22 protein-coding genes and 1 pseudogene are annotated in these 22,815 nt (G+C 59.3%); 7 read left to right on the top strand and 16 right to left on the bottom strand.

What is annotated here, in order from left to right:
• Positions 1 to 40: 40 nt before the first annotated feature.
• Positions 41 to 2,203 (bottom strand): catalase HPII, encoded by a 2,163-nt coding sequence (gene katE, locus A7D21_RS12165; RefSeq protein ID WP_255311522.1) that lies wholly within the window; start codon positions 2,201 to 2,203, stop codon positions 41 to 43.
• Positions 2,204 to 2,449: 246 nt separating this feature from the next.
• On the opposite strand from katE, the gene A7D21_RS12160 reads away from it, so the two are divergent.
• Genes A7D21_RS12160 through A7D21_RS12150 form a run of 3 tightly spaced genes read left to right on the top strand, consistent with a single transcriptional unit; the run spans position 2,450 to position 4,957 of the window.
• On the top strand, positions 2,450 to 3,457 hold the full coding sequence (locus tag A7D21_RS12160) for a methionine ABC transporter ATP-binding protein (RefSeq protein ID WP_053253664.1): 1,008 nt from the start codon (positions 2,450 to 2,452) through the stop codon (positions 3,455 to 3,457).
• Complete coding sequence (locus A7D21_RS12155) at positions 3,457 to 4,131, top strand: methionine ABC transporter permease (protein ID WP_064450044.1); 675 nt, start codon at positions 3,457 to 3,459, stop codon at positions 4,129 to 4,131. Before A7D21_RS12160 ends, A7D21_RS12155 begins: the two co-directional genes overlap by 1 nt.
• Before the next feature lie 52 nt (positions 4,132 to 4,183).
• Positions 4,184 to 4,957, top strand: a complete 774-nt coding sequence (locus tag A7D21_RS12150; protein WP_069551803.1) for a MetQ/NlpA family ABC transporter substrate-binding protein — start codon at positions 4,184 to 4,186, stop codon at positions 4,955 to 4,957.
• 148 nt (positions 4,958 to 5,105) lie between these two features.
• Here the strand turns inward: A7D21_RS12150 and A7D21_RS12145 are convergent, their stop codons facing one another.
• The 7 genes from A7D21_RS12145 to A7D21_RS12115 form a co-directional block, all read right to left on the bottom strand.
• Positions 5,106 to 5,435 (bottom strand): Bro-N domain-containing protein, encoded by a 330-nt coding sequence (locus A7D21_RS12145; protein WP_069551802.1) that lies wholly within the window; start codon positions 5,433 to 5,435, stop codon positions 5,106 to 5,108.
• Between the two features lie 459 nt (positions 5,436 to 5,894).
• Positions 5,895 to 6,251 carry a Bro-N domain-containing protein gene (locus tag A7D21_RS12140; protein WP_069551801.1) on the bottom strand — a complete coding sequence of 119 codons (357 nt, stop codon included), beginning with the start codon at positions 6,249 to 6,251 and terminating at the stop codon, positions 5,895 to 5,897.
• 615 nt (positions 6,252 to 6,866) lie between these two features.
• Positions 6,867 to 7,502, bottom strand: a complete 636-nt coding sequence (locus A7D21_RS12135) for an SCO family protein (RefSeq protein WP_053253660.1) — start codon at positions 7,500 to 7,502, stop codon at positions 6,867 to 6,869.
• Positions 7,499 to 8,398, bottom strand: a complete 900-nt coding sequence (cyoE, locus tag A7D21_RS12130; protein ID WP_069551800.1) for a heme o synthase — start codon at positions 8,396 to 8,398, stop codon at positions 7,499 to 7,501. Before cyoE ends, A7D21_RS12135 begins: the two co-directional genes overlap by 4 nt.
• On the bottom strand, positions 8,386 to 9,465 hold the full coding sequence (locus A7D21_RS12125; RefSeq protein ID WP_053253658.1) for a heme A synthase: 1,080 nt from the start codon (positions 9,463 to 9,465) through the stop codon (positions 8,386 to 8,388). The genes cyoE and A7D21_RS12125 overlap by 13 nt, the downstream gene beginning before the upstream one ends.
• Before the next feature lie 10 nt (positions 9,466 to 9,475).
• Complete coding sequence (locus A7D21_RS12120; protein WP_069551818.1) at positions 9,476 to 10,060, bottom strand: hypothetical protein; 585 nt, start codon at positions 10,058 to 10,060, stop codon at positions 9,476 to 9,478.
• Positions 10,026 to 10,790 carry an SURF1 family protein gene (locus tag A7D21_RS12115; protein ID WP_053253657.1) on the bottom strand — a complete coding sequence of 255 codons (765 nt, stop codon included), beginning with the start codon at positions 10,788 to 10,790 and terminating at the stop codon, positions 10,026 to 10,028. Before A7D21_RS12115 ends, A7D21_RS12120 begins: the two co-directional genes overlap by 35 nt.
• 28 nt (positions 10,791 to 10,818) lie before the next feature.
• On the opposite strand from A7D21_RS12115, the gene A7D21_RS12110 reads away from it, so the two are divergent.
• Positions 10,819 to 11,022, top strand: coding sequence for a twin transmembrane helix small protein (locus tag A7D21_RS12110; RefSeq protein WP_016969525.1), 204 nt, complete (start codon positions 10,819 to 10,821; stop codon positions 11,020 to 11,022).
• Between the two features lie 6 nt (positions 11,023 to 11,028).
• Here A7D21_RS12110 and A7D21_RS12105 read toward each other — a convergent pair whose 3' ends face one another.
• The 4 genes from A7D21_RS12105 to coxB form a co-directional block, all read right to left on the bottom strand.
• On the bottom strand, positions 11,029 to 11,916 hold the full coding sequence (locus A7D21_RS12105; protein WP_053253656.1) for a cytochrome c oxidase subunit 3: 888 nt from the start codon (positions 11,914 to 11,916) through the stop codon (positions 11,029 to 11,031).
• Between the two features lie 35 nt (positions 11,917 to 11,951).
• Positions 11,952 to 12,503 carry a cytochrome c oxidase assembly protein gene (locus tag A7D21_RS12100; protein ID WP_069551799.1) on the bottom strand — a complete coding sequence of 184 codons (552 nt, stop codon included), beginning with the start codon at positions 12,501 to 12,503 and terminating at the stop codon, positions 11,952 to 11,954.
• A gap of 147 nt (positions 12,504 to 12,650) precedes the next feature.
• A complete protein-coding gene (ctaD, locus tag A7D21_RS12095; protein ID WP_053253655.1) occupies positions 12,651 to 14,234 on the bottom strand; it encodes a cytochrome c oxidase subunit I in 1,584 nt (527 codons plus the stop codon).
• 58 nt (positions 14,235 to 14,292) lie between these two features.
• Complete coding sequence (gene coxB / locus A7D21_RS12090; RefSeq protein WP_069551798.1) at positions 14,293 to 15,420, bottom strand: cytochrome c oxidase subunit II; 1,128 nt, start codon at positions 15,418 to 15,420, stop codon at positions 14,293 to 14,295.
• A 369-nt stretch (positions 15,421 to 15,789) separates the two neighbouring features.
• Here coxB and A7D21_RS12085 point away from each other — a divergent pair, with 369 nt between their 5' ends.
• Positions 15,790 to 16,437, top strand: a complete 648-nt coding sequence (locus A7D21_RS12085) for a hypothetical protein (RefSeq protein WP_053253653.1) — start codon at positions 15,790 to 15,792, stop codon at positions 16,435 to 16,437.
• Between the two features lie 67 nt (positions 16,438 to 16,504).
• Here the strand turns inward: A7D21_RS12085 and A7D21_RS12080 are convergent, their stop codons facing one another.
• The 3 genes and pseudogenes from A7D21_RS12080 to A7D21_RS12070 all read right to left on the bottom strand — a co-directional run.
• Positions 16,505 to 18,046, bottom strand: coding sequence for a SulP family inorganic anion transporter (locus A7D21_RS12080; protein WP_053253652.1), 1,542 nt, complete (start codon positions 18,044 to 18,046; stop codon positions 16,505 to 16,507).
• An 85-nt stretch (positions 18,047 to 18,131) separates the two neighbouring features.
• The gene (locus A7D21_RS12075) at positions 18,132 to 18,863 is read right to left on the bottom strand and encodes a carbonic anhydrase (RefSeq protein WP_053253651.1); all 732 of its coding nucleotides are present in this window, start codon (positions 18,861 to 18,863) and stop codon (positions 18,132 to 18,134) included.
• 228 nt (positions 18,864 to 19,091) lie between these two features.
• Positions 19,092 to 19,931, bottom strand: a pseudogene (locus A7D21_RS12070) (PA0069 family radical SAM protein); the annotation flags it as partial.
• On the opposite strand from A7D21_RS12070, the gene A7D21_RS12065 reads away from it, so the two are divergent.
• Entirely contained in the window at positions 19,893 to 21,674 is a 1,782-nt protein-coding gene (locus A7D21_RS12065; RefSeq protein WP_083272187.1) for a recombinase family protein, read from the top strand. The pseudogene A7D21_RS12070 and the gene A7D21_RS12065 sit on opposite strands and share 39 nt — an antisense overlap.
• A 330-nt stretch (positions 21,675 to 22,004) precedes the next feature.
• A complete protein-coding gene (locus A7D21_RS12060; RefSeq protein WP_069551796.1) occupies positions 22,005 to 22,469 on the top strand; it encodes a hypothetical protein in 465 nt (154 codons plus the stop codon).
• On the opposite strand, the gene A7D21_RS12055 is transcribed toward A7D21_RS12060, so the two are convergent.
• Positions 22,462 to 22,770, bottom strand: coding sequence for a hypothetical protein (locus A7D21_RS12055; RefSeq protein WP_069551795.1), 309 nt, complete (start codon positions 22,768 to 22,770; stop codon positions 22,462 to 22,464). The two genes, A7D21_RS12060 and A7D21_RS12055, sit on opposite strands and share 8 nt — an antisense overlap.
• Between the last annotated feature and the right edge of the window lie 45 nt (positions 22,771 to 22,815).

Below are 22,815 nucleotides of genomic sequence, written 5' to 3'. Positions count from 1 at the left end.
GGGCTTGCTCCCGATAGAGGTCTAACAAACAACCAAAAGCTTAAGCCGGGATCGCCTTGGCCTTAGGCTCACGGTCCCAGACCCGGTGCTGCGCAATCGCCGCAAAGAATGCCTTGAACGCTTTGGCATCCGACCCCACGATCAACCCCGCATCCGCCTCAAGCTTGAGCTGATCCAGCAGCGGCTTGGCATCGCTGGCAACCGTGATCGCCTTCAGATGCTTGTACGCCTCCAACAGGAAGTGCAACGCCACGCCATCGCCGCTCAACGCCTTGATCGACTCCTTGCCACCCGGTACGAACACCGCGTCAAACGCAATCGACGGCATGCCTTCCATCGACGCATCCACCGCCAGGCTCTTGCCATCTGCGGTCTTCACCGGTGCCGACGTCGGCCCCAGCAGTTTGGCGTGCGCCCCTTCGGCTTCCAGCGCCTTCTTGATTGCATCAATCGCCGCACCGTCCACGCCATTCGCCGCAAGGATCGCGACTTTGCGTGTCTTGATATCGCCCGACAGCAAGTTCACCTGGCTCAACGCCGGCGACGCTTTCAGCGAGGTCTTACGCGGCGGTACGGTGCCTTTGGTCGGCGCCGGCAAGCCGAGGTTTTGCGCAACGCGCTTGGCCAGCTCCAGGTCGATATTGGCCAGGATCTCGTTGACCTGACGGGCGCGGATAAACTCGCGTTCCACCTTGCCCAACTCGAAGCTGTAGGCCGCGATGATGTGCTCTTTCTCGTGGTGGCTCATGCTGTGGAAAAACAGCGTGGCCTGGGAGAAGTGGTCCCCGAACGACTCACTGCGTTCACGCACCTTATTGGCATCGACACGCTCGTAGTAGGTCTCGAACCCGCCATCCTGAGCAGCCGGTGGCGTCTCTTTCGGCCAACCGCCGTCAATCGAGTTCGGCTCGTAGGCCGCACGGCCCTTGTCGATCACCGTGCGGTGCTGGGCGTCGCGCTGGCCGTTATGGAACGGCGTGACCGGCCGGTTGATCGGCAACTCATGAAAGTTAGGGCCACCGAGACGGCTGATCTGGGTATCGGTGTAGGAAAACAGGCGGCCTTGCAGCAAGGGGTCGTTGGTGAAATCGATACCCGGCACGATGTGGCCTGGGCAAAACGCGACCTGCTCGACTTCGGCGAAGAAGTTGTCCGGGTTACGGTTAAGCACCATCTTGCCCAACGGGGTAATCGGCACCAGTTCCTCGGGGATGATTTTGGTCGGGTCGAGCAGGTCGAAGTCGAACTTGTGCTCGTCTTCTTCGGCCACGATTTGCACACCCAATTCCCACTCAGGGTAGTCGCCGCTCTCAATCGCTTCCCACAGGTCACGACGGTGGTAATCGGTATCTTTACCGGCAAGCTTCTGCGCCTCGTCCCACACCAGGGAGCAGGTGCCGACTTTTGGGTGCCAGTGGAATTTGACGAAGCTCGACTTACCTTCGGTATTGATCAGGCGGAAGGTGTGGATGCCAAAGCCCTGCATGGCGCGCAGGCTTTTTGGGATGGCACGGTCGGACATCGCCCACAGCACCATGTGCGCCGATTCCGGCTGCAGCGAGACGAAATCCCAGAACGTGTCATGGGCCGAGCCGCCGGTAGGAATCTCGTTATGTGGCTCTGGTTTTACCGCGTGCACGAAGTCCGGAAACTTGATCGCGTCCTGAATGAAAAACACTGGCATGTTGTTGCCCACCAAGTCGAAGTTGCCTTCGTCGGTGAAAAACTTCACGGCAAAACCGCGCACGTCACGCACGGTATCGCCCGAACCACGCGGGCCCTGCACCGTAGAGAAGCGCACGAACACCGGGGTTTTATGCTCGGGGTTACGCAGGAAACCGGCCTTGCTCAGCGCCGAATGGTTCTCGTAAGTCTGGAAATAACCATGGGCGCCGGTACCACGGGCATGCACGATGCGCTCCGGAATACGCTCATGGTCAAAGTGCGTGATTTTTTCACGCATGATGAAGTCTTCCAGCAGCGAAGGGCCACGGGCACCGACTTTCAGGGTGTTCTGGTTATCGGCAATCTTGACGCCTTGGTTGGTGCGCAGCGCCTGGCCGGTTGCATCTGAGCGGAACTCCTCCAGGGCCTGCAACTTGGCGTTGGTGTTGCCACGGTCCAGGGTATCGGTGCCCGCGAGCTCACTCTTCGGCGGGGTAGCTGGCTTCTTGGTACTCATCAGACAAAACTCCTTATTCAAAGTAGCCAGAGCGGTCCCCGGCGCGTTTGAGCAAAAAACCCCAGGCACGGCACCTGGGAAATCGAGTTGCTTAAGTAGTGACTGACGCGGTTTTGCACCGTTCCTTTTTTATGACCTTTGATCGCGTTATTGCCAAATCGCTGGTTGAATGCGAAATAAATGCTAAGAAACGCTATACGGACAGGCTAAAATGCGCGCCCGGCTAACCGCTGATCCCTTTTCCATGCGCCCCACAAGGTTCGCTACGTGATCGAGTTTCATAACGTCCATAAAACCTACCGCGTCGCCGGTAAGGAAATCCCCGCGCTGCATCCCACCAGCCTGCGTGTCGAAAACGGCCAGGTGTTCGGCCTGATTGGCCACTCCGGCGCGGGAAAAAGTACCCTGCTGCGTCTGATCAACCGCCTGGAGCAACCCAGCGGTGGCCAGATCAACGTCGACGGCGAAGAAGTCACTGCCCTGGACGCCAATGGCCTGCGCCGTTTCCGCCAGCAAGTCGGGATGATCTTCCAGCACTTCAACCTGCTCGCGTCCAAGACCGTTGCCGACAACGTCGCACTGCCACTGACCCTGGCCGGCGAATTGTCGCGCAAGGAAATCGACGTACGCGTGGCTGAATTGCTCGCCCGTGTCGGCCTGTCGGACCACGCCAAGAAGTACCCGGCGCAGTTGTCCGGCGGCCAGAAGCAGCGCGTCGGCATCGCCCGCGCCCTGGCGACCAAGCCGAAGATCCTGCTGTGCGACGAAGCCACCAGCGCCCTCGACCCGCAGACCACCGCCTCGGTGTTGCAACTGTTGGCCGAGATCAACCGCGAGCTGAAGCTGACCATCGTGTTGATCACCCATGAGATGGACGTGATCCGCCGCGTCTGCGACCAAGTGGCCGTGATGGACGCAGGCGTGATTGTCGAGCAAGGCTCGGTGGCCGATGTGTTCCTGCACCCCAAGCACCCGACCACCAAGCGCTTCGTGCAAGAAGCCGATCAAATCGACGAAAGCGAACAGCGCGATGACTTCGCGCATGTGCCGGGCCGCATCGTGCGCCTGACTTTCCAGGGCGAAGCGACCTACGCGCCGCTGCTGGGCACCGTCGCCCGCGAAACGGGTGTGGACTACAGCATCCTCGCCGGTCGTATCGACCGCATTAAAGATATTCCTTACGGCCAACTGACCCTCGCCGTGACCGGTGGGGACATGGAAGCCGCCTTCGCCCGCTTTACCGCGGCAGACGTCCACATGGAGGTTCTGCGCTAATGGAAGTCCTGTTGAGTTTCTTCGCCAATATCGACTGGTCGGAAATCTGGCTCGCCACCGGCGACACCATGACCATGCTGTTCGGCTCGCTGTTCTTTACCGTACTGCTCGGCCTGCCGCTGGGCGTGCTGCTGTTCCTGTGCAGCCCGCGCCAACTGTTCGAACAAAAAGGCCTGTACGCGCTGCTGTCGCTGATCGTGAACATCCTGCGCTCGCTGCCGTTTATCATCCTGCTGATCGTGATGATTCCGTTCACCGTACTGATCACGGGCACCTCGCTGGGTGTCGCCGGTGCGATTCCGCCGCTGGTCGTGGGCGCAACACCGTTCTTCGCGCGCCTGGTGGAAACCGCCTTGCGTGAAGTGGACCGCGGCATCATCGAAGCCACGCAGTCCATGGGCGCGAGCACGCGCCAGATCATCACCAACGCCCTGTTGCCCGAAGCACGCCCCGGCATTTTCGCGGCGATTACGGTCACGGCGATTACACTGGTTTCCTACACGGCAATGGCCGGTGTCGTAGGCGCCGGTGGCCTGGGTGACCTGGCGATCCGTTTCGGTTACCAGCGTTTCCAGACCGATGTGATGGTGGTCACCGTGGTGATGCTGTTGATCCTGGTGCAAATTCTGCAAACCGTCGGCGACAAGCTGGTGGTGCACTTTTCTCGAAAATAACGGCCATTGCCGGCCAAAAAGCCGGCAAATGCCCGAACAAGGAGCTTGTTGGATGAAAAAACTACTGGTTGCTTTCGCCGCCGTTGCCGCGTTTTCCGCTCACGCCGCCGAGACCCTCAAGGTTGCCGCGTCGCCGGTGCCCCACGCCGAAATCCTGGAGTTCGTGAAGCCTGCACTCGCCAAAGAGGGCGTAGATCTGCAGGTTAAAGTCTTCACCGACTACGTACAGCCGAACGTACAGGTCGCCGAAAAGCGCCTGGACGCCAACTTCTTCCAGCACCAGCCGTACCTGGACGAGTTCAATAAAGCCAAGGGCACTCACCTGGTGAGCGTCGGCGCTGTGCACCTGGAGCCGCTGGGCGCCTACTCCAGCAAATACAAAAAACTTGAAGATCTGCCTGACGGCGCCAACGTGGTGATTCCAAACGACGCCACCAATGGCGGCCGCGCCCTGTTGCTGCTGGCCAAGCACAACCTGATCACCCTGAAGGACCCGACCAACACCCTGTCGACCATCAAGGACATCACCGGCAACCCTAAAAGCCTGAAATTCCGCGAACTGGAAGCCGCCACCCTGCCGCGCGTGCTGACCCAGGTCGACCTGGCACTGATCAACACCAACTACGCTCTGGAAGCCAAGCTGGACCCTTCCAAGGATGCCCTGGTGATCGAAGGCAACGACTCGCCTTACGTGAACATCCTGGTGACGCGCGACGACAACAAGGATTCGGACGCGGTGAAGAAGCTGGTTGCAGCCCTGCACACCCCGGAAGTGAAGAAATTCATCCAGGAGAAGTACAAAGGCGCGATTCTGCCGGCGTTCTGATCAAACCCGATCTTCACAACACCGAAGATCAAAAAATGTGGGAGCGGGCTTGCTCGCGAAGGCGGTGGTTCAGTCACTTATTAGTCGACTGACACTGCGCATTCGCGAGCAAGCCCGCTCCCACATTTGTTTCGTGTGGCTTTTGCTATCAGCGCAGGGCTGGCACCACCTCATGGGTCAGCCATTGGCGCAGGCACCGATTCTCCGGGTAGTAGTGGTAGATAAGCAGCGCGTAGACGCCAGACTCACTGACCATCAACGTCGGCGCACAGTGGCCATGAGTGATCAGGGGCCGGGTGTGTTGCTGGTCGGGATCGAGCTTGCGCAGTAGCGCAGGGTTCAGGTGCAAGCCCATCAGGTGGCCGATGTCGGAGGCGCTGAACCAAGGTTGGTTGTTTATCAGCACGGCGTGCAGCTGGTGATGGTGGCGGATGAAGACTTTGGGGGTGATCGGTGGATCAGGGGTAAGTGATTGCATTGGGACAACTCCGGGTATGAACAGGAGCTGCCAACAGCCTTCCTACGGGCTTGGGTGGCAGCCATACGCGGGGTAGGAACCGAGTACCCAGGGATCTCAGCCACGTCGAAACGTGCCCGCGCATAGCCGCCGCGACTGATATTACGGGCACAAAAAAAACGCCGCAATCAGACGGTGGCGTTATGACGCCGAGGGTACACAAAAGGGTTCCTACGCTCTGTCACTGAATTTGCAGCGACGGCACAAAGACTAGCCACCCCAACCGCACCCAACAAGTTCACGCACAGCGCCACAACGTGCAGGAAATGTCCGACGACTCGCTATTCAACCCGTGCACAAAACCCAATGTGGGAGCGGGCTTGCTCGCGAAAGCGGAGTGTCAGTCACCGAATCTGTCGACTGAACCACCGTCTTCGCGAGCCAGCCCGCTCCCACATTTGTTTTGTGTTGTTGGCTAGATCAGGCCAACACACCTGCCTGCTGTTTACCGCGCAAGGCCGGTACCACCGCATGGGTCAGCCATTGGCGCAGGCACCGATTCTCCGGGTAGTAGTGGTAGATAAGCAGCGCGTAGACGCCAGACTCACTGACCATCAACGTCGGCGCACAGTGGCCATGAGTGATCAGGGGCAGGGTGTGTTGCTGGTCGGGATCGAGTTTGCGCAGTAACGCCGGATTGAGGTGCAGGCCCATCAAGTGGCCGATGTCAGCGGCGCTGAACCAGGGTTGGCTGTCGATCAGCACGGCGTGCAGTTGGTGATGGTGGCGGGTGAAGACTTCGGGGGTGACGGGTGGGTCGGGGGTAAGTGTTTGCATAGTCTGGCTCCTAACGTATCAAGGGGACCGCCAAGCACTACTTCCACGTAATGGGTGGCGGCTGTACGCAGGTGTGGAAGACCGGGACGTTAGGCACCCGGCGCACTCGAAAGCGCCCCGCGCACAGCCACCATAAAACACAGACAAGAAAAAGCGCCTGACACATGGTGGCGCTTTGTGCGCCTAACGATATAAGGGCTTCCACACCCTGTCACTGAATTTGCAGCGACAGCACAAAGACTAGCCACCCCAACCGCACCCAACAAGTTCACGCACAGCGCCACAACGTGCAGGAAATGTCCGACGACTCGCTATTCAACCCGTGCACAAAACCCAATGTGGGAGCGGGCTGGCTCGCGAAAGCGGAGTGTCAGTCACCGAATCTGTCGACTGAACCACCGTCTTCGCGAGCAAGCCCGCTCCCACATTTGTTTTGTGTTGCCTGAAAGATCAGTGCAACACACTTGCGTTCAACCCTTGCACAACACCACTGTGGGAGCTGGCTTGCCTGCGATGGCGGTGGGTCAGCAAGTGGGATGCAAGCAGGCCCATCGCTATCGCAGGCAAGCCAGCTCCCACAGGTGATTTGTGTTGTTGGCTGGGTCGGTGACCGGCTTATTTACGCTGCAACAACCCCGGCAACTGTGCCACCAGCTTCTGGTTGTTCAACGGCGCACGGATAAACCCGCGCTGCGTGCCATCCGGGCCGATCAGCGCCAGGTTGCCGCTGTGGTCGACGGTGTAGTTGGGCTTGCTGGTGTCCGCTGGAATAAACGGAATGCTCACCGCATTCGACACCTTCTGCACATCCTCCACATTCGCGCCGGTCAGGCCTTCGAATTGCGGGTCGAAGTAGCCCAGGTATTGCTTGAGCTGAGTCGGCGTGTCGCGGTTCGGGTCAACGCTGACCAGGATCACCTGCAACTTATCCACCGCCTCTTTAGGCAGCTCGCTCTTGATCTGGCGCAGTTGGGCGAGCGTGGTCGGGCAGATGTCCGGGCAGAAGGTGTAGCCGAAGAACAGCAGGCTCCACTTGCCTTTCAACGCGTTGACCACCACCGGTTGGCCGTCTTGGTTGGTCATGGTCACCGGCGGCAACTGGCGGCTTTGCGGCAGCAGGATGATACCGGCGTCGATCAGCGCGGTAGGGTCGCCCTGGCCTTTGCCGCTGAGCACTTTGTTGACGGTCAGGCCCATGATCAACGCGACGATGGCCACCAGGATGAAGACGGTTTTTTGAGTTCGAGTCATAGGTTCAACAATAGGTAGTGGTCGACGAGCAGCGCGATAAACAGCAGCAGCAAGTACCAGATAGAGTACTTGAACGTGTTGATCGCCGCGTGCGGCTTGCTGCCACGGTACAGCACCCAGGCCCATTGCAGAAAGCGCCCGCCCAAGACCAGCGCACACGCCAGGTACAGCAGGCCGCTCATGTGGATCACATAGGGCATGAAGCTCACCGCCAGTAGGGCGAAGGTGTAAAGCAGGATATGCACCTTGGTGTAGTGCTCGCCGTGGGTAACCGGCAGCATCGGAATGTCGGCCTTGGCGTATTCCTCTTTGCGGTGAATGGCCAGGGCCCAGAAGTGCGGCGGGGTCCAGGCGAAGATGATCAACACCAGCAGCAGCGGCTCGGCGCTGACATGCCCGGTGACAGCAACCCACCCCAGCAGCGGCGGCGCGGCGCCCGCGAGGCCACCGATGACAATGTTTTGCGGGGTCGCACGCTTGAGAAAGCCGGTGTAGATCACCGCATAGCCGAGCAGCGAGGCCAGCGTGAGCCAGGCCGCCAGAGGGTTGGTGAACGCCAGTAACAAGGCCAACCCCGCAACGGCTAGAAACAATGCAAAGGCCAATGCCGCAATCGGCGATACCCGCCCTTCTGCCATCGGCCGTTTATGCGTGCGCGCCATCACCGCATCGATCCGCCTTTCCACCACATGGTTGACCGCCGCCGCGCCACCGGCACACAGGGCGATGCCCAGGTTGCCGAACACCAGCACCGTCCACGGCACCCCGGCGCGGGTCGCGAGGAACATGCCCACCAAGGACGTGATGAGCATCAGCACCACGACTTTCGGCTTGGTCAGCTCCAGGTAATCGCGCCAGATCGCCTGATCGCGACGTGCGCCGATCAAGGTCGCCATGGCATCTCTCCTTTAAGGGTGATAAGGCCCGATACGTGTTTGCGTGGGATAAAACGCCAGCCGAACGGCAGCTGATTACGCACCCGGACCAGGCTGGTGCGCGCGTGATAATTGACCAGCACCAGCGTCAGCAACAACGCCGCGCCACCGGCGTTATGGCCGACCGCAACCGGCAGCGGCAGATGGAAGTACACGTTGCTCAGGCCCAAGCCGATTTGCGCCGCCAGGGCGATCAGCAACAGGCCCGCAAGCCGGGTCATGCCGACTGCGCGTAACTGCCAGGCCAGGCCCAACAGCACCAGCGTGACCAGCATCGCACCCGCACGATGGGTGAGGTGAATGGCCGTGCGCGCCTCGCTATCAAGCTGGCCACCGAGGTAATTGGGGCCGATGTGCTGGGTGAGGTGAAAACCGTTGGCAAAGTCGGCTGCCGGCCACCACTCGCCATGGCAGGTGGGCAGGTCGATACAGGCCACCGCCGCGTAGTTGGAACTGACCCAGCCGCCCAGCGCAATTTGCCCGATCACCAGCACCAAACCGGCGGTCGCCCAATATTGCAGGCGTTTGGGCACGATCAACGCCGGCAGCACGCCGGACAGGCGCAACGTCAGCAAAAACAGCAGGCTCAAGGTGGCAAACCCACCGAGCAGATGGCCGGTCACCACTTGCGGCCACAGTTTCAACGTCACCGTCCACATGCCAAACGCCGCCTGGGCGAACACCACCGCCAACAGGAACAGCGGCAGCTTCACCGGCTGGCCAGGGTCACGCCGATGGCTCCACGAGCGCGCCGCCAGCAGCACGATCAACACGCCCAAGGTGCCGGCAAAATACCGATGCGTCATCTCGGCCCACCCTTTGTCGGCCTCCACTGGCGTGTCGGGAAAATGCAGCTCGGCATGGGCCAGTTGGGCTGCGCTTTGCGGCACGCTGATAAAGCCGTAGCAGCCCGGCCAGTCCGGGCAACCGAGGCCGGCATGGGTCAGCCGGGTGTAGGCGCCGAGCAGCACGACGATCAGCGCCAATAACGTGGCAAACAACGCGAGGCGAAATCCAGGTTTGGCCATGACGATGCCCTTATCCGATGTTCGACAGTTTCAGCAGCAGGCGCAGGTCGTTGAGCAGGTCCTTGCCCTTGACCTTGGCGTCGTAGCGCAGCACCAGGTTGCCGTGGGGGTCGACGATCCACAGTTGCGCATCACCGGGCACGGCGGCGTCCTTGGTGAAGGTCGACAGGTCCAACGGATAGCGTTGCAGTTGCGGGTACTCGGCGTTGAGCTTGGCGTCATACTCGGTGCTCACCGACTGTGCGCTGGCCAGCGCATGGCTGGCGCGGGAGGCATCGCGGCCCAGGCTGATTTGCAGCTGGCGCGCCAGGTACACCAGTTGCTGGCACTCGGCAGCGCAGGCGGTGGGTGCGGTGACCAACAGTTGCCAACGATCCTCGTCGGCCTGTACGCCAATGTCGGCGCGGGTCTGGCCGTTGCCGATCATCTCGCCGTGGTAGCTGCGGCTGTCGGGCACCCAGAACTGCAACTTGTACATGAAGGTGGCCAGCGCCATCGGGCCGATCACCATCATCAGGATCAGGATCAGCTGCCAGCGGCCTTTGCGTCGGTCGGGCGCCTCAGACGTGCTGGGTGGATTCATGGCCGCTCCCATGGGGTTTCTCCTTTTTGTTGTGCCATCCGAGGTAGAGGTAAAGCGCCAGCAGCGCCAACGACATGGCGAACCACTGCACGGCGTAGCCCAAGTGTTTTTCCGGGCCCATGGCGACGACCGGCCAGGTGGTGTCGTAGGTTCCGGGGCCGGGTTCGGCGCGCAACTCAAAGGCAAAACCGCTGCGACCCAACTCAGCCCACAGCGCGGCGGGATGCAGCGCAGTCAGCAAGCGCGGCCATTGCGTGGTGGCTGGGTCGGCGTGCAGCTGGAAGGTTTCGCCGGGCGCGACGTACACCCAGGCATCCAGATTCAATGGTTGTTCAGGCGTGGTGAACACGGGCGGTGTGCGCCGGTCCGGCCAGGGCAGCCAGCCGCGATTGAGCAACAGCCATTCGCCGCTGGCCTGGTCGTGAAAGGGCTGCAACAGTTCAACACCCGGCTTGCCTTCGCGCATGCGGTTGTCGAGCAGCACGCTGTGCTCGGCATCGAACTGGCCGCGCAGACGCACACGGCGGAAGGCCGGGTCCGCCATGCCCTGCAGCTGCACGCTGCTGATCGGCTCAGCCACGCGCCGTTCGGCATAGCTGTCCACCAGCAACTGTTTTTCATGCCCGCGAGCCAGTTGCCAGAACCCCAGGCCCACCATCAACGGCAGTAGCACCAGCACCACCAGCGTGGGTGCGAACCCTGGGCGAAAGTCTTTTATGGCGCTGGCTATACTTGTTTTCATTGCCCGCCCATCCGAATGGAACCTGACCATGCTCAAAGCAGCCATTGCCCTGATGCTGATCGCGACTGTCGTGAGCCTGTTCAGTGGCTTGTTCTTTCTGGTCAAGGACGAGGGCAACTCCAACCGCCTCGTCACTGCCTTGACCGTGCGTGTCGTACTGGCCGCGATCACCGTGGGGTTAATCGCCTGGGGCTTTTTCAGCGGCCAGCTGGTTTCTCATGCACCGTGGTAAGGCGCCTCACAGCACATAAACGAAGAAAAACAGGCCGATCCACACCACATCCACAAAGTGCCAGTACCAACTGGCCGCCTCGAAACCGAACTGGTGCTCGGCGTTGAAGTGCCCCTTGAGGATGCGCATCAGCATCACAAACAAAATGATGGTGCCGATGGTCACGTGGGCGCCGTGAAAGCCGGTGAGCATGAAGAAGGTCGCGCCGTACACGCCCGAGCCGAGGGTCAGGCCGAGCTCTTTGTAAGCGTGCATGTACTCCTCGGCCTGAAAGCCCAAAAAGGCCCAACCCAGCAGCACCGTCAGCGCCAACCAGATTTTCAGCGCGCCGCGATGGCCCTTGCGCAAGGCATGGTGAGCAAGGGTGATGGTCACGCTGGAGCTGACCAGCAAGATCGTATTGACCAGCGGCAAGCCCCACGGGCTGATGGTGCCTTCGGGCGGCGGGTACATTTTCGGGTCAGGGTTGTTGAGCAACGGCCAGGCAAATTCGAAGTTCGGCCACAGCATGTGCGCGACGCCCTTGGAGCCTTCACCCGCCAGCCACGGCGCGGACATATGCCGCACATAAAACAGCGCGCCGAAGAACGCGATAAAGAACATCACCTCGGAAAAGATGAACCAGGTCATGCCCCAGCGAAACGAGCGGTCCATCTGCGGGCTGTACAAACCCGCGCGGCTTTCCTTGATCACCGCACCGAACCAACCGAACAGCATGTAGGCCAGCAACAGGCCGCCGACAAAAAAGATCCACGGCCCGTGGGATTCCGGGCGCGCCGCCTTGAGGTCGTTGAACCACACGCCCAGGCCGTACACGGTGATCAACATGCCAAACGTGGCAATTATGGGCCATTTGCTTTGCGCTGGTACGTAGTACGTATCATGAGACGACATGTATTCGCTCTCCTGATTGAGGGGGCAAACAGTAGCTAGCCGCCGGTATGGACGGCCACCGGCGGTTGGCGCGCAGTGATGTCAAACAGCGTGTATGCCAGGGTCAAATGCTTCACATCCTTGGGCATGGCGCGATCGACGATAAAGCGCACCGGCATTTCAATGCGCTGACCTGGCTGCAGCACTTGCTGGGTGAAGCAAAAACATTCGGTCTTGTGGAAATACATCGCCGCTTCGGCCGGGGAAATACTCGGTACGGCCTGGGCGGTCATGGGTTTATCAGTGGGGTTGTAGGCCACGAACAGCATCTCGGTGACCGCACCGGGGTTGACCACCACCTCGTCAGCCTTGGAGTGGAATTCCCAGACCATGTCGATGGCATTGGTGGACATAAACTGCACGCGCACTTGGCGCGTGGGGTCGACCATCTGCTCACCCTCGTACTGCCCGGCGGTCTTGCCATTGATGCCGAACGCCTTGCACATCACGTCGTAGATCGGCACCAGGGCGAAGCCGAAGGCGAACATCGCCACCACCAGGATCAGCAGGCGGGTGACCAGGCGTTTGATGGGCACGGATTCAAGCATGGCGCTCACCCAAGGCGAATGCGGTCAATGTGGGAGCGGGCTTGCTCGCGAAGGCGGTAGGCCAGACAACTTTTGCGGCGACTGACACACCGCTTTCGCGAGCAAGCCCGCTCCCACACTGACGGTGTTCACCGCGCGACAAAGCGTTCACTTGACCTCCGGCGGCGTCGTAAACGTGTGATACGGCGCGGGCGAAGGAACGCTCCATTCCAGGCCTTCGGCGCCATCCCACGGCTTGGCCGGCGCCGGCGGGCCGCCACGGATGCACTTGATCACGATGAACAGGAAAAAGATCTGTGTAGCGCCGAACATGAACGCGCCAATCGAGGAGACCATGTTGAAGTCGGCGAACTGCAGGTTGTAGTCCGGCACCCGGCGCGGCATGCCGGCCAACCCCACGAAGTGCATCGGGAAGAACGCCATGTTCATGCCCACGAAAGACAGCCAGAAGTGCAGCTTGCCGAGGGTTTCGTCGTACATGTGGCCGGTCCATTTCGGCAGCCAGTAGTAGGCCGAGGCGAAGATGCCGAAGATCGCGCCGGGCACCAGTACGTAATGGAAGTGCGCCACCACAAAGTAGGTGTCGTGGTACTGGAAGTCCGCCGGGGCGATCGCCAGCATCAGCCCGGAGAAGCCGCCGATGGTGAACAGAATCACGAAGGCCACGGCAAACAGCATCGGCGTCTCGAAGGTCAGCGAGCCTTGCCACATCGTGCTGACCCAGTTGAATACCTTCACACCGGTCGGCACCGCGATCAGCAGCGTGGCGTACATGAAGAACAACTCGCCCACCAGCGGAATGCCGACCACAAACATGTGGTGCGCCCAGACGATGAACGACAGGAACGCGATGCTCGCGGTCGCGTAGACCATTGAGGTGTAGCCGAACAGCGGCTTGCGCGAGAAGGTCGGGATGATCGAGCTGACGGCGCCGAAGGCCGGCAGGATCATGATGTACACCTCGGGGTGTCCGAAAAACCAGAATACGTGCTGGAACAGCACCGGGTCACCGCCGCCGGCCGCACTGAAGAAGCTGGTGCCGAAGTGAATGTCCATCAGCATCATGGTCACGCACCCGGCCAGCACCGGCATCACCGCGATCAGCAGGAACGCGGTGATCAGCCAGGTCCAGACGAACAGCGGCATTTTCATCAGGGTCATGCCGGGTGCGCGCAGGTTGAGGATGGTGGCGACCACGTTGATCGCGCCCATGATCGAACTGATGCCCATCAGGTGAATGGCAAAGATGAAGAACGTCACGCTTTCCGGCGCGTAGGTGGTGGAAAGCGGGGCATAGAAGGTCCAGCCGAAATTCGGCCCGCCGCCCGGCGTGAACAGGGTCGAGACCAGCAGCAGGAACGCCGCCGGCAGCAGCCAGAAGCTGAAGTTGTTCATGCGCGGCAGGGCCATGTCCGGCGCGCCGATCATCAGCGGGATCATCCAGTTGGCCAGGCCGACGAAGGCCGGCATGACCGCACCGAACACCATGATCAGGCCGTGCATGGTGGTCATCTGGTTGAAGAACGCCGGTTGCACGATTTGCAGGCCGGGCTGGAACAGTTCGGCGCGGATCACCATGGCGAACGAGCCACCGAGCAGGAACATGGTGAAGGCGAACCACAGATACAGGGTGCCGATGTCTTTGTGGTTGGTGGTCAGCACCCAGCGCATCAGGCCTTTGGCGGGGCCGTGGGCATGGTCGGCATGACCATGGTCGATCACAGTGCTCATGGCCGTTCTCCTGCAAAGGAATGGGCTGTGCGGTTCAGGGCATACGCAGTTGAGGCCGTCATTTGCTTTCCGCCTGTTTCAGAGCCAGCACGTCTTTGGGCGTGACCATGTCGCCTTTGTTGTTGCCCCAGGCGTTGCGCTCGTAGGTGACCACCGCGGCGATATCGACTTCCGACAGCTGTTTGCCGAATGCCGCCATGGCGGTGCCGGGCTTGCCGAAGTACACGCGGTGCAGGTGGTCTTCTTTGGCGCCGGTGGCAATTGGCGAGCCTTTGAGTGCCGGGAACATCGGCGGCAGGCCCTGGCCCTCGGCCTGGTGACAGGCCACGCAGGCGGTGTGGTAGACCTTGTCGCCACGGGCCACCAGCTCTTCGAGCGTCCACTCTTTGGAAGTCAATTCCTTGAGCTTGGCGGCGTCTGCCTTGCGCTCGCCGAGCCAGGCGTCGTAGTCGGCCTTGGATTTGACCTCGACCACGATGGGCATGAACCCATGGTCCTTACCGCACAGCTCAGCGCACTGGCCACGGTAGATGCCAGGCTTCTCGACCCGGGTCCAGGCCTCGTTGACGAAACCGGGGATGGCGTCGCGTTTGACTGCAAAGGCCGGCACCCACCAGGAGTGGATCACATCAGCGGCCGTCACCAGGAAACGCACCTTGGCGCCCACCGGAAGCACCAGTGGCTGGTCGACTTCGAGCAAATAGTGCTCGCCCTTGGTGGCCTGGTTATGGATTTGCTCGGCGGGCGTGGCCAGGTTGCTGAAGAACTCCACGTCCTGACCCAGGTACTTGTAATGCCACTTCCACTGGTAGCCGGTGACCTGGATATCGATATCCGACTCAGTGCTGTCGTAGATATTGATCAGGGTCTTGGTCGCCGGAATGGCCATCGCCACCAGAATCAGCAGGGGCACCACGGTCCAGAGGATTTCCACGGTCGTGCTCTCGTGGAACTTGGCCGCCACCTGGCCCGTGGACCGGCGGTGCAGGATCATCGACCAGAACATCGCGCCAAACACGACAATGCCGATCACCACACAGATCCAGAAAATGGTCATGTGCAGGTCAAACACGGCGTGACTGACTTCAGTAGCCCCTGGCGCCATATTCGTTGTCCAGGCGGCTTGCGCCTGGCCGAATACTGACCACAACAGTAGGCCCATCCAAACATGTGGATGTCGCGTCATTGCGGGTTCCCCTTTATGTTTCTTGTTATCCCGCCGGTTTGCACCTGCGGCGAAGGGAGCGGCTTCCATACTGCTTACAACCGCCAAGCCTTGCCTGCTTCATGCAGTTGGGCGTCATCAGCTAATTGCGTACAAAACCGAGTATAGACAGCCGCACCAACCCCGCAATGTGTAGGGGCAAATGAGCAAAAACAGACGGGCGGGGCTAATAAAATCGGGGGCGGAAACGTTTATCCGACGAGCGATGGCAATTCAATATAACGCCTGCGCATAACCATGAAATAATTATGACAAATGCGTCTTAGGTGCTCGTATAAACGAGCTACCTTATCTTCTCCCTTTTCCTACGCCTGCTTCACTGGAGCTTTCATGAACACCGCCGCATTGCGCGAGCAGATTTCCCGTGCCCATCAACACGAAGCCAGCACTGGCCAGCTTGCCCAGCAACTGGAAAAACAATTGCCGCACCTGCATTCGGCCATCTCCCTGGCTGACGGTGATCGCAACATTGTCATGACCCGTTTTGTCACCGCCTACATCGAGCTCGTCCCGGACTTGCTGGAAGCTGCCAACGACGTGGCCCGCGAAGCCGGGATCGAAAGCCAGATCAAGCCGGTACTGAAGATCGCCGAGCATTTCTTCCTGCAACCGCCGGCGATTCTGGCCGGCCATGAAGGCCTCGACGGTCTGCTGGACGAGGCCTACCTGGCCCATCGTTTGGTGGAAGAGGTCAACGACCTGTATATCAAGCATTTCGGCCAACCGCTGATTCCGGCGGATACCACCGTGGCCAATTTGATCGCCCACCAACTGATCGGCGAGCAGTTTGCCAATCAGCTGGATGAAGCGGTGCATTTGGCGGTGGATGAAATGCTCAACGAAGAAAGCTTTGCGCTGGAGTCGGTCGAGGCGTATCGCGACCAGCTGAAAAGCCCGGAAACGGAAGCCGCGTGGAAGCGCTGGCCGTGCCTTTCGCGGCAGTTGGGCGTTGAGTTGGCGCTGGATCAGCCGGCTTAAACTGCCGACCTGATAACGATCCAATGTGGGAGCGGGCTTGCCCGGCTCCCACAGTGTTTTGTGGGGTTCAGGCAGGTGCCGAACCGATTCCCACCGTCGTGCGCACCCGGCCTTCCAACCGGCGCTTCAACCCGCGCGCCTCGATCACCAGCGTCGAGCCCTTGGCCGCATTCGCCCGGCCCCATTCCTCAAGCAACTCCAGGCACGAATGGTCGATGTAACTCAGGTTACTCAGCGGCACGTGCAAGGTGGTCCCCGCAGGCACCGTCGACAGCACCTGAGTCAGCGCCGGGACTTTCAAAAAGGTCGCCGCACCGGTCAAGCGCAACTCCATCTCACGGTCCTGGGGCAGGTCGATCAGGCTGACTTTCAGTCGCGAAGCCTTGAAGGCCAGCTTCAGCAATGTCAGCCCGAAGCCCACCAGCACGCCGGTGAGCAGGTCGGTAAAGATGATCGCCAGCGCCGTCGCGGCATAGGTGAACATCGGCATCCGCCCATAGCGGCCCAACGCCCGGAACGCCTTCACGTCCACCAGCTTGATCCCGGTGTACACCAGCACACCCGCCAGGCTCGCCACCGGAATGCTTTGCAGCACGCTCGACAGCAACAGCACGAACCCCAGCAGCCACAGGCCATGGAACATCGCCGACAACCGCGTGGTAGCGCCGGCCTGCACGTTGGCCGAGCTGCGCACGATCACGCCGGTCATCGGCAGGGCGCCCACCAAGCCGCAGAGCATGTTGCCCACACCTTGAGCAGACAATTCCTTGTCGAAATCAGAACGCTGACCGCTGTGCATACGGTCGACTGCAGCGGCAGACAGCAGGGTTTCCGCGCTGGCAATAAACGCCACGGCGAACGCGGCGATCAACAGCTGTGGATCAGCCAGGTTGAGGAGGTCACTGGGGCGCAACCAGTCGATCGCGTCAGCGAGGTTTTCCGGGACTTCCACGCGCTTGACCTGCAACGCCAGCACCAGGCTGGTGACGGTCGCCAGGCCCACGCCCAACAAGGCACCCGGCACGAACCGCAGTGCGTGGGGACGGAATTTGTCCCACAGGTACATCACCAGCATCGTCGACAGCCCCAGTAAACCGGCCTGCCAGCCAAGGCCACCGCCGAGGGTCGGAATGGCTTCAGCCACTGCGGCGGGGAAGCCTGCCAGGTTATCCAGCCCGGAAGGTTTGGGGGCGCCATCGAGCATCACATGCACCTGGGACAGCACAATCAGCACGCCGATCCCCGCCAGCATGCCGTACACCACGGCCGGGGCCGTGACCCGGAACCAGCAGCCCAGGCGCAAGCGCCCCGCCACCAATTGCAGGAAACCCGCCAGCAGCAGGATCGGTCCGAGCATCATCATGCCGTGCTGGCGCACCAACTCGAACACCAACACCGCCAGGCCCGCTGCCGGGCCGCTGACCTGCAGCGGCGAACCCGCCAACCAGCCCACTACCAGGCCACCGATAATCCCGGTGATCAGCCCTTTGGCCGGGGGCATACCGGAAGCAATCGCGATGCCCATGCACAAGGGCAGGGCGACCAGAAACACCACCACGGAGGCCAGCAGCTCCCGTGGCAAAACAGCTTTCAATTGAGCAGCACGCATGATGACTCTCCCGAGGCATTCGCCGGGCGCGGTAAAGCCTGGCTGCATCCATGGCAGCCACCGCTTTACCCGGCAGGGAAGTGTTTTAGAAGCGCGCTTTAGGCGTCGCGCAAGGGATTGGCCCGTCGCCGCCCAGCGGTCGGAACGCCGCCTGGTCTGCGTCGTATGCGCGAATTTCGCTGGTCTCGATGTTGTAGATCCAACCATGGATAAACAACTGACCATTGGCCATGCGCGAAGCCACGGAAGGGTGGGTGCGCAAATGTTGCAACTGGGCGATGACGTTTTCTTCGGTCAGCACCTTCATGCTTTCGCCTTCATTGGCGCAGTCGCAGTTGTCCTCGACCATGGACTTGGCGACCTCGGCATGGCGCAACCAGGCCCTTACCGTCGGCATCTTTTCCAGGCTCTGGGGGTTGAGCACTGCGCGCATGGCGCCGCAATCGGAATGCCCGCACACAATGATGTGCTGCACGCCCAGGGCCAATACCGCGTACTCGATGGCGGTGGAAACACCACCGTTCATCTGGCCGTAGGGCGGCACCACGTTACCTACGTTACGGGTCACGAACAGGTCGCCGGGCGAGCTTTGGGTAATCAGCTCGGGCACGATGCGTGAGTCGGCGCAGGTAATGAACATTGCGCGCGGGCTCTGGGCCGTGGCGAGTTTCTTGAAGAGCTCTTCCTGCTGAGGGAAGACGTCGTGATGGAAATGCAAAAAGCCGTCAACGATGTGCTTTAGCGCTGCATCGGCGGTTTCCGCCACCTGAGGGGCTGAAGCCGACGCAGCCAACGGCTGTTTATCCTTGTCACTCATGATTCATCCTCTTGATTAATGCAGGGTGAGTGTTCAGGTCTATTCGACGCCCAGGCTGTGAAATAGTTGGAAAACCACACAAACCGAGGCTCCGACTCATCAGTCACTCGCTGAACAAGGTAACCGTCGAAACTTAACTCAAACTGAATGAACCGCTCTAGATCGTGGGTTTCATTGATGTCAAAACGCGACTATTCCTACAGAAACAATGCGTTCTTCCTCGTCAGTCTACAACAATGCCATTTGCCTGCCAGGCGGGCAAAACGCCGAACAATCCAGGTTAAACCCCTCCCGGCGATTGAGCCCCAGCCGCTTGATCGCCTTGCTGAAGCGCTGCGCCAACAAATCAGCAAACGGCCCCTCGCCGCGCATGCGCACACCAAAGCGGCTGTCGTACACCTCACCCCCACGCACCTGGCGCACCAGGCTCATCACATGGGCCGCCCGCTGCGGGTAATGCGCCGCCAGCCACTCCTCGAATAACGGCGCCACTTCCAATGGCAAGCGCAGCATCATATACGCGGCGCTCTGCGCCCCGGCCGCGTGAGCTTCGGTCAGCAGGCTTTCCAGTTCACTGTCGTTGATCATCGGAATCATCGGCGAGCACAGCACCCCCACCGGGATACCGGCCTCACGCATCACTCGAATCGCCCGCAATCGCGCCTTGGGCGCCGCCGTGCGCGGTTCCAGGATGCGCTTGAGCTCGTCGTCCAGGCTGGTGAGGCTGATCATCACCGCCACCAGGCGTTGGCGCGCCAGTTCAGTGAGCACATCGAGATCGCGCAGGATCAGCGAACCCTTGGTGATGATCGTCACCGGGTGCCGATAACGCAGCAGCACTTCGAGGGTTTGCCGGGTGATTTTGTATTCGCGCTCGATAGGCTGGTACGGGTCGGTATTGGAGCCCAGATTGATCGGCGCGCACACATAGCCCGGCTTCGACAGCTGTTGTTCGAGCACGTCGGCGGCATTGGTTTTGGCGATCAGTTTGGTTTCGAAATCCAGCCCCGGCGACAGGTCCCAATAGGCATGGCTGGGCCGCGCATAGCAGTAGATGCAGCTATACTCACTTATAAGAACCAATGCAGGGTGAGCACAGTGTCAGGGAAAGTCTATTCATACATGCGGTGGAGTACAGACCGACAGTCAGACGGATCTACCGAAACCCGCCAGCGTGAGGCACAGGAAGCGTTCTGTAAGCATTACCACATGACATTAGTGGAAGAGATTGCTGACCCCGGCATGTCCAGCTTTCGCGGGAAGAACGCCCATGAAGGCAAGCTACGTGAATTCATCGACCGTGCAAAACGCAGCGAGATTCCACCCGGTAGCCTCCTCCTTTTTGAAAACGCAGACCGTATGTCACGGATGCAACTTGCCCACGCTGTGCCCCTGTTCTTTGAGATTCTTGGTGCTGGCTTGAGGATTGGTATTGCCGACCGCCTACAGGTGTATACGCCAGGAACACTCGACCTCGGTGGGCTCATGACCATTCTTGTCGATATGGAACGCGCCAACGCTGAGTCAAAACGGAAAAGTGATTTTGGTCGTGCTGGTTGGGCGAAGGCACATGCACGCATGGAAGCAGGTGATGTAACGACAGACAAGGTGGCTCAATGGCTTGAGGTTGAGCGGGTTGATAATGAACGCCGCTTCAAAGTGAAGGAGGACATTGCCACCCAGATACGGGCCTTGTTCACCGCGTCCCTTCAATACGGTGTGGCAGAGTCATGCCGAAGAATAAACGAACAATACGGCTCGAGCTGGAAGATTCACCAAGTGCAATACCTGTTGAAGAATCGTCGCCTGATCGGTGAACACACCATCACCAATTTCAACGAACAGGCAGGGAAGAACATCCCATCCGACCGTGTCTTGATCGACTATTACCCCGTGATCGTAGACAAAAATCTGTTCGCCGAGGTGCAAGCTGTCATTAGCCAGCGTAAGCCATTCGCCGGTAAGCAGGACGCCAGCAACCTCAACATCTACCGAGGCTTGGTGAAGTGTGCCGCTTGCGGTGGTAGCGTTCGATTCATGTTCAAAACACAGAAAGAATATTTCATGTGTACCAACAGTATGAGCAACAGTTGCACTGGAGTGGGCATCCGTTCCGTTCGAGGCGAGCACTTACGGCGCCTACTGTTCAAGTTTGAACACTGGACGAACCTCCGCACCTACTTCATGGAAGCCAGCGAAGACTTGAAAACCCTTCGTCGTGAGCGTGACGCGTTGGTAGCACTGATAGAGAAGATCGCCACACGGACCAGCCAGACACAGCAGCGGCTCATGGATGAAGACGATACAGACCGACAAACAGTGCTGCTAGACATGCTCACCAAGGCCAAGGGAGACGACAGGCATGCACGGGCCAATCTAGCAATAGCTGAGACGTCGCTGGTTGAGTTGGAGGACGCATTCACCATTGCCGGGTTGGACGTTGGCAATCGCGTGGAGTGGATGTTGAACGACCGTAGTGAGGCGGCAGCACTGGAGCGTGCGAGGATCAATCGCTACCTGTCTAACATCTTTGAAACGCTGGAAATTGACTTCGAGGGAAAGACTCTCAGCACGGTGGTTAAGCCAGTATTCAAGGGTAAAGTTACGGAGTTCCAAGCTACCATCACCAGTCCACCAGATAAACGCTTCAAAGTTGCTGAGGGGACTATCAGGATTGCAGGTAAGAGACGCAGAATTCAACCAACAATGCCCGACGTCTTTACTCCCGAAGAACTCGAAACACTCAAGGGAGTGCAGTGGAAAGCACCTATATCGCTGTTGTCGCCTGCGGTGAAGAAGCCTTTGCAGTGATGTGCCAATAACCTATCTGAAACGCTCATAAACCCATACAAAATATATGGTTTTTTTGACCGTAGCGAAGAGTGACGTCTTAAGGGAAGCCCTATTCCCGGGGCGATTGCTTGACCGGGGCTTGATTGCGATACGGTTTTGAATTTACCGCACTACTAATGCATAATCTCAGTCGATTCATGCTCGCGAAAGACTCTATCCGATCTCAACTTCAACCAATGCTGACAATGATTGCATTGTATATGGACCTGCTGGTTCCGGCGTTCTATCAACCAACCAGTATAGGAGGGGAACTCCAAGTATGTTCATCAATAGAGGAGGTGTAGCCGTATGAGTGAATCCAGCGAAGCTAAGACAAAAAGAAAATATCTTGTTGTACTCCGATCCAACCAATGGCCCTATCAACATTCCATCTTCTACGATGACCCCGAACAGAGTCATGCCCTACTCGAACACATGGTCAAATTCAAACAAACACTCCGTAGGCGCTGTCCTGACCAACCATTTCTCGTCAGGGTTCAAACACTTAAGAAAGGGGGCGACCCGTTACAAGCCTACCTGACCATCTTCACAACGAAGAAAGTCGAGGACCTTCGTGAGATCGCGAACAAAGTCTTTCCTACTGTCATGAATGCCTTGGGCAAGAGACTCTCCATCGAAAAGCTGGATCAGATTGCAAGGTCAATTGAGAAACAGAAACCACATGACCTTTCCAAGCTCTTTGGCAAGCAGGGAGTCAATCGGTGGTCTGTGCTTAACAAGCATTTGTTGCTCCCGCCTGGAACAGCTATCTGAAGTAGAAGAACAGGAACACTATGACCAGAATCACGAATATCACCCGCCCCTGAAGCACCTCGGAATTCAGTTCGTCGTTCTTTATCTGCTTGTAAGTCTCGGTATCGCTCAGACCTTGCGTTTTGTAGAGCATGATCTGATTGATTTGCTTGTCGAGCTTCCTGTTGTGGGCGTCATTGCTACGCATGGTGATACCCCATACCAACAACCAAAGACCTCCCGTCAGCACTGTCATGATGACGTGCAGGATGTGATTCGTTTTCTTCTTCTGGGTCGTCAGTACAAACAGTTTTTCGTTCATGGGGCTCCCTGTCAGGTGCTAGCTAGATGAGCGACGAGGATACCA

The organism is Pseudomonas sp. AP19, assembly GCF_001728855.1.
Taxonomy (GTDB): domain Bacteria; phylum Pseudomonadota; class Gammaproteobacteria; order Pseudomonadales; family Pseudomonadaceae; genus Aquipseudomonas; species Aquipseudomonas fluorescens.
The sequence above is the reverse complement of the archived record's forward strand: the minus strand, read 5'-3'. Positions and strand labels throughout refer to the sequence as shown.

Bases quoted from the DNA above. Each gene is read 5' to 3' on its own strand.
- coxB (WP_069551798.1), bottom strand. From the start codon at position 15,420: ATGACGCGACATCCACATGTTTGGATGGGCCTACTGTTGTGGTCAGTA.
- A7D21_RS12100 (WP_069551799.1), bottom strand. From the start codon at position 12,503: ATGCTTGAATCCGTGCCCATCAAACGCCTGGTCACCCGCCTGCTGATC.
- A7D21_RS12150 (WP_069551803.1), top strand. From the start codon at position 4,184: ATGAAAAAACTACTGGTTGCTTTCGCCGCCGTTGCCGCGTTTTCCGCT.
- A7D21_RS12055 (WP_069551795.1), bottom strand. From the start codon at position 22,770: ATGAACGAAAAACTGTTTGTACTGACGACCCAGAAGAAGAAAACGAAT.
- A7D21_RS12135 (WP_053253660.1), bottom strand. From the start codon at position 7,502: ATGACTCGAACTCAAAAAACCGTCTTCATCCTGGTGGCCATCGTCGCG.
- ctaD (WP_053253655.1), bottom strand. From the start codon at position 14,234: ATGAGCACTGTGATCGACCATGGTCATGCCGACCATGCCCACGGCCCC.
- A7D21_RS12065 (WP_083272187.1), top strand. From the start codon at position 19,893: ATGGCTGGGCCGCGCATAGCAGTAGATGCAGCTATACTCACTTATAAG.
- A7D21_RS12120 (WP_069551818.1), bottom strand. From the start codon at position 10,060: ATGGGAGCGGCCATGAATCCACCCAGCACGTCTGAGGCGCCCGACCGA.
- A7D21_RS12085 (WP_053253653.1), top strand. From the start codon at position 15,790: ATGAACACCGCCGCATTGCGCGAGCAGATTTCCCGTGCCCATCAACAC.
- A7D21_RS12105 (WP_053253656.1), bottom strand. From the start codon at position 11,916: ATGTCGTCTCATGATACGTACTACGTACCAGCGCAAAGCAAATGGCCC.
- A7D21_RS12115 (WP_053253657.1), bottom strand. From the start codon at position 10,790: ATGAAAACAAGTATAGCCAGCGCCATAAAAGACTTTCGCCCAGGGTTC.
- A7D21_RS12060 (WP_069551796.1), top strand. From the start codon at position 22,005: ATGAGTGAATCCAGCGAAGCTAAGACAAAAAGAAAATATCTTGTTGTA.
- A7D21_RS12110 (WP_016969525.1), top strand. From the start codon at position 10,819: ATGCTCAAAGCAGCCATTGCCCTGATGCTGATCGCGACTGTCGTGAGC.
- A7D21_RS12080 (WP_053253652.1), bottom strand. From the start codon at position 18,046: ATGCGTGCTGCTCAATTGAAAGCTGTTTTGCCACGGGAGCTGCTGGCC.
- A7D21_RS12155 (WP_064450044.1), top strand. From the start codon at position 3,457: ATGGAAGTCCTGTTGAGTTTCTTCGCCAATATCGACTGGTCGGAAATC.
- A7D21_RS12145 (WP_069551802.1), bottom strand. From the start codon at position 5,435: ATGCAATCACTTACCCCTGATCCACCGATCACCCCCAAAGTCTTCATC.
- cyoE (WP_069551800.1), bottom strand. From the start codon at position 8,398: ATGGCGACCTTGATCGGCGCACGTCGCGATCAGGCGATCTGGCGCGAT.
- A7D21_RS12075 (WP_053253651.1), bottom strand. From the start codon at position 18,863: ATGAGTGACAAGGATAAACAGCCGTTGGCTGCGTCGGCTTCAGCCCCT.
- A7D21_RS12140 (WP_069551801.1), bottom strand. From the start codon at position 6,251: ATGCAAACACTTACCCCCGACCCACCCGTCACCCCCGAAGTCTTCACC.
- A7D21_RS12125 (WP_053253658.1), bottom strand. From the start codon at position 9,465: ATGGCCAAACCTGGATTTCGCCTCGCGTTGTTTGCCACGTTATTGGCG.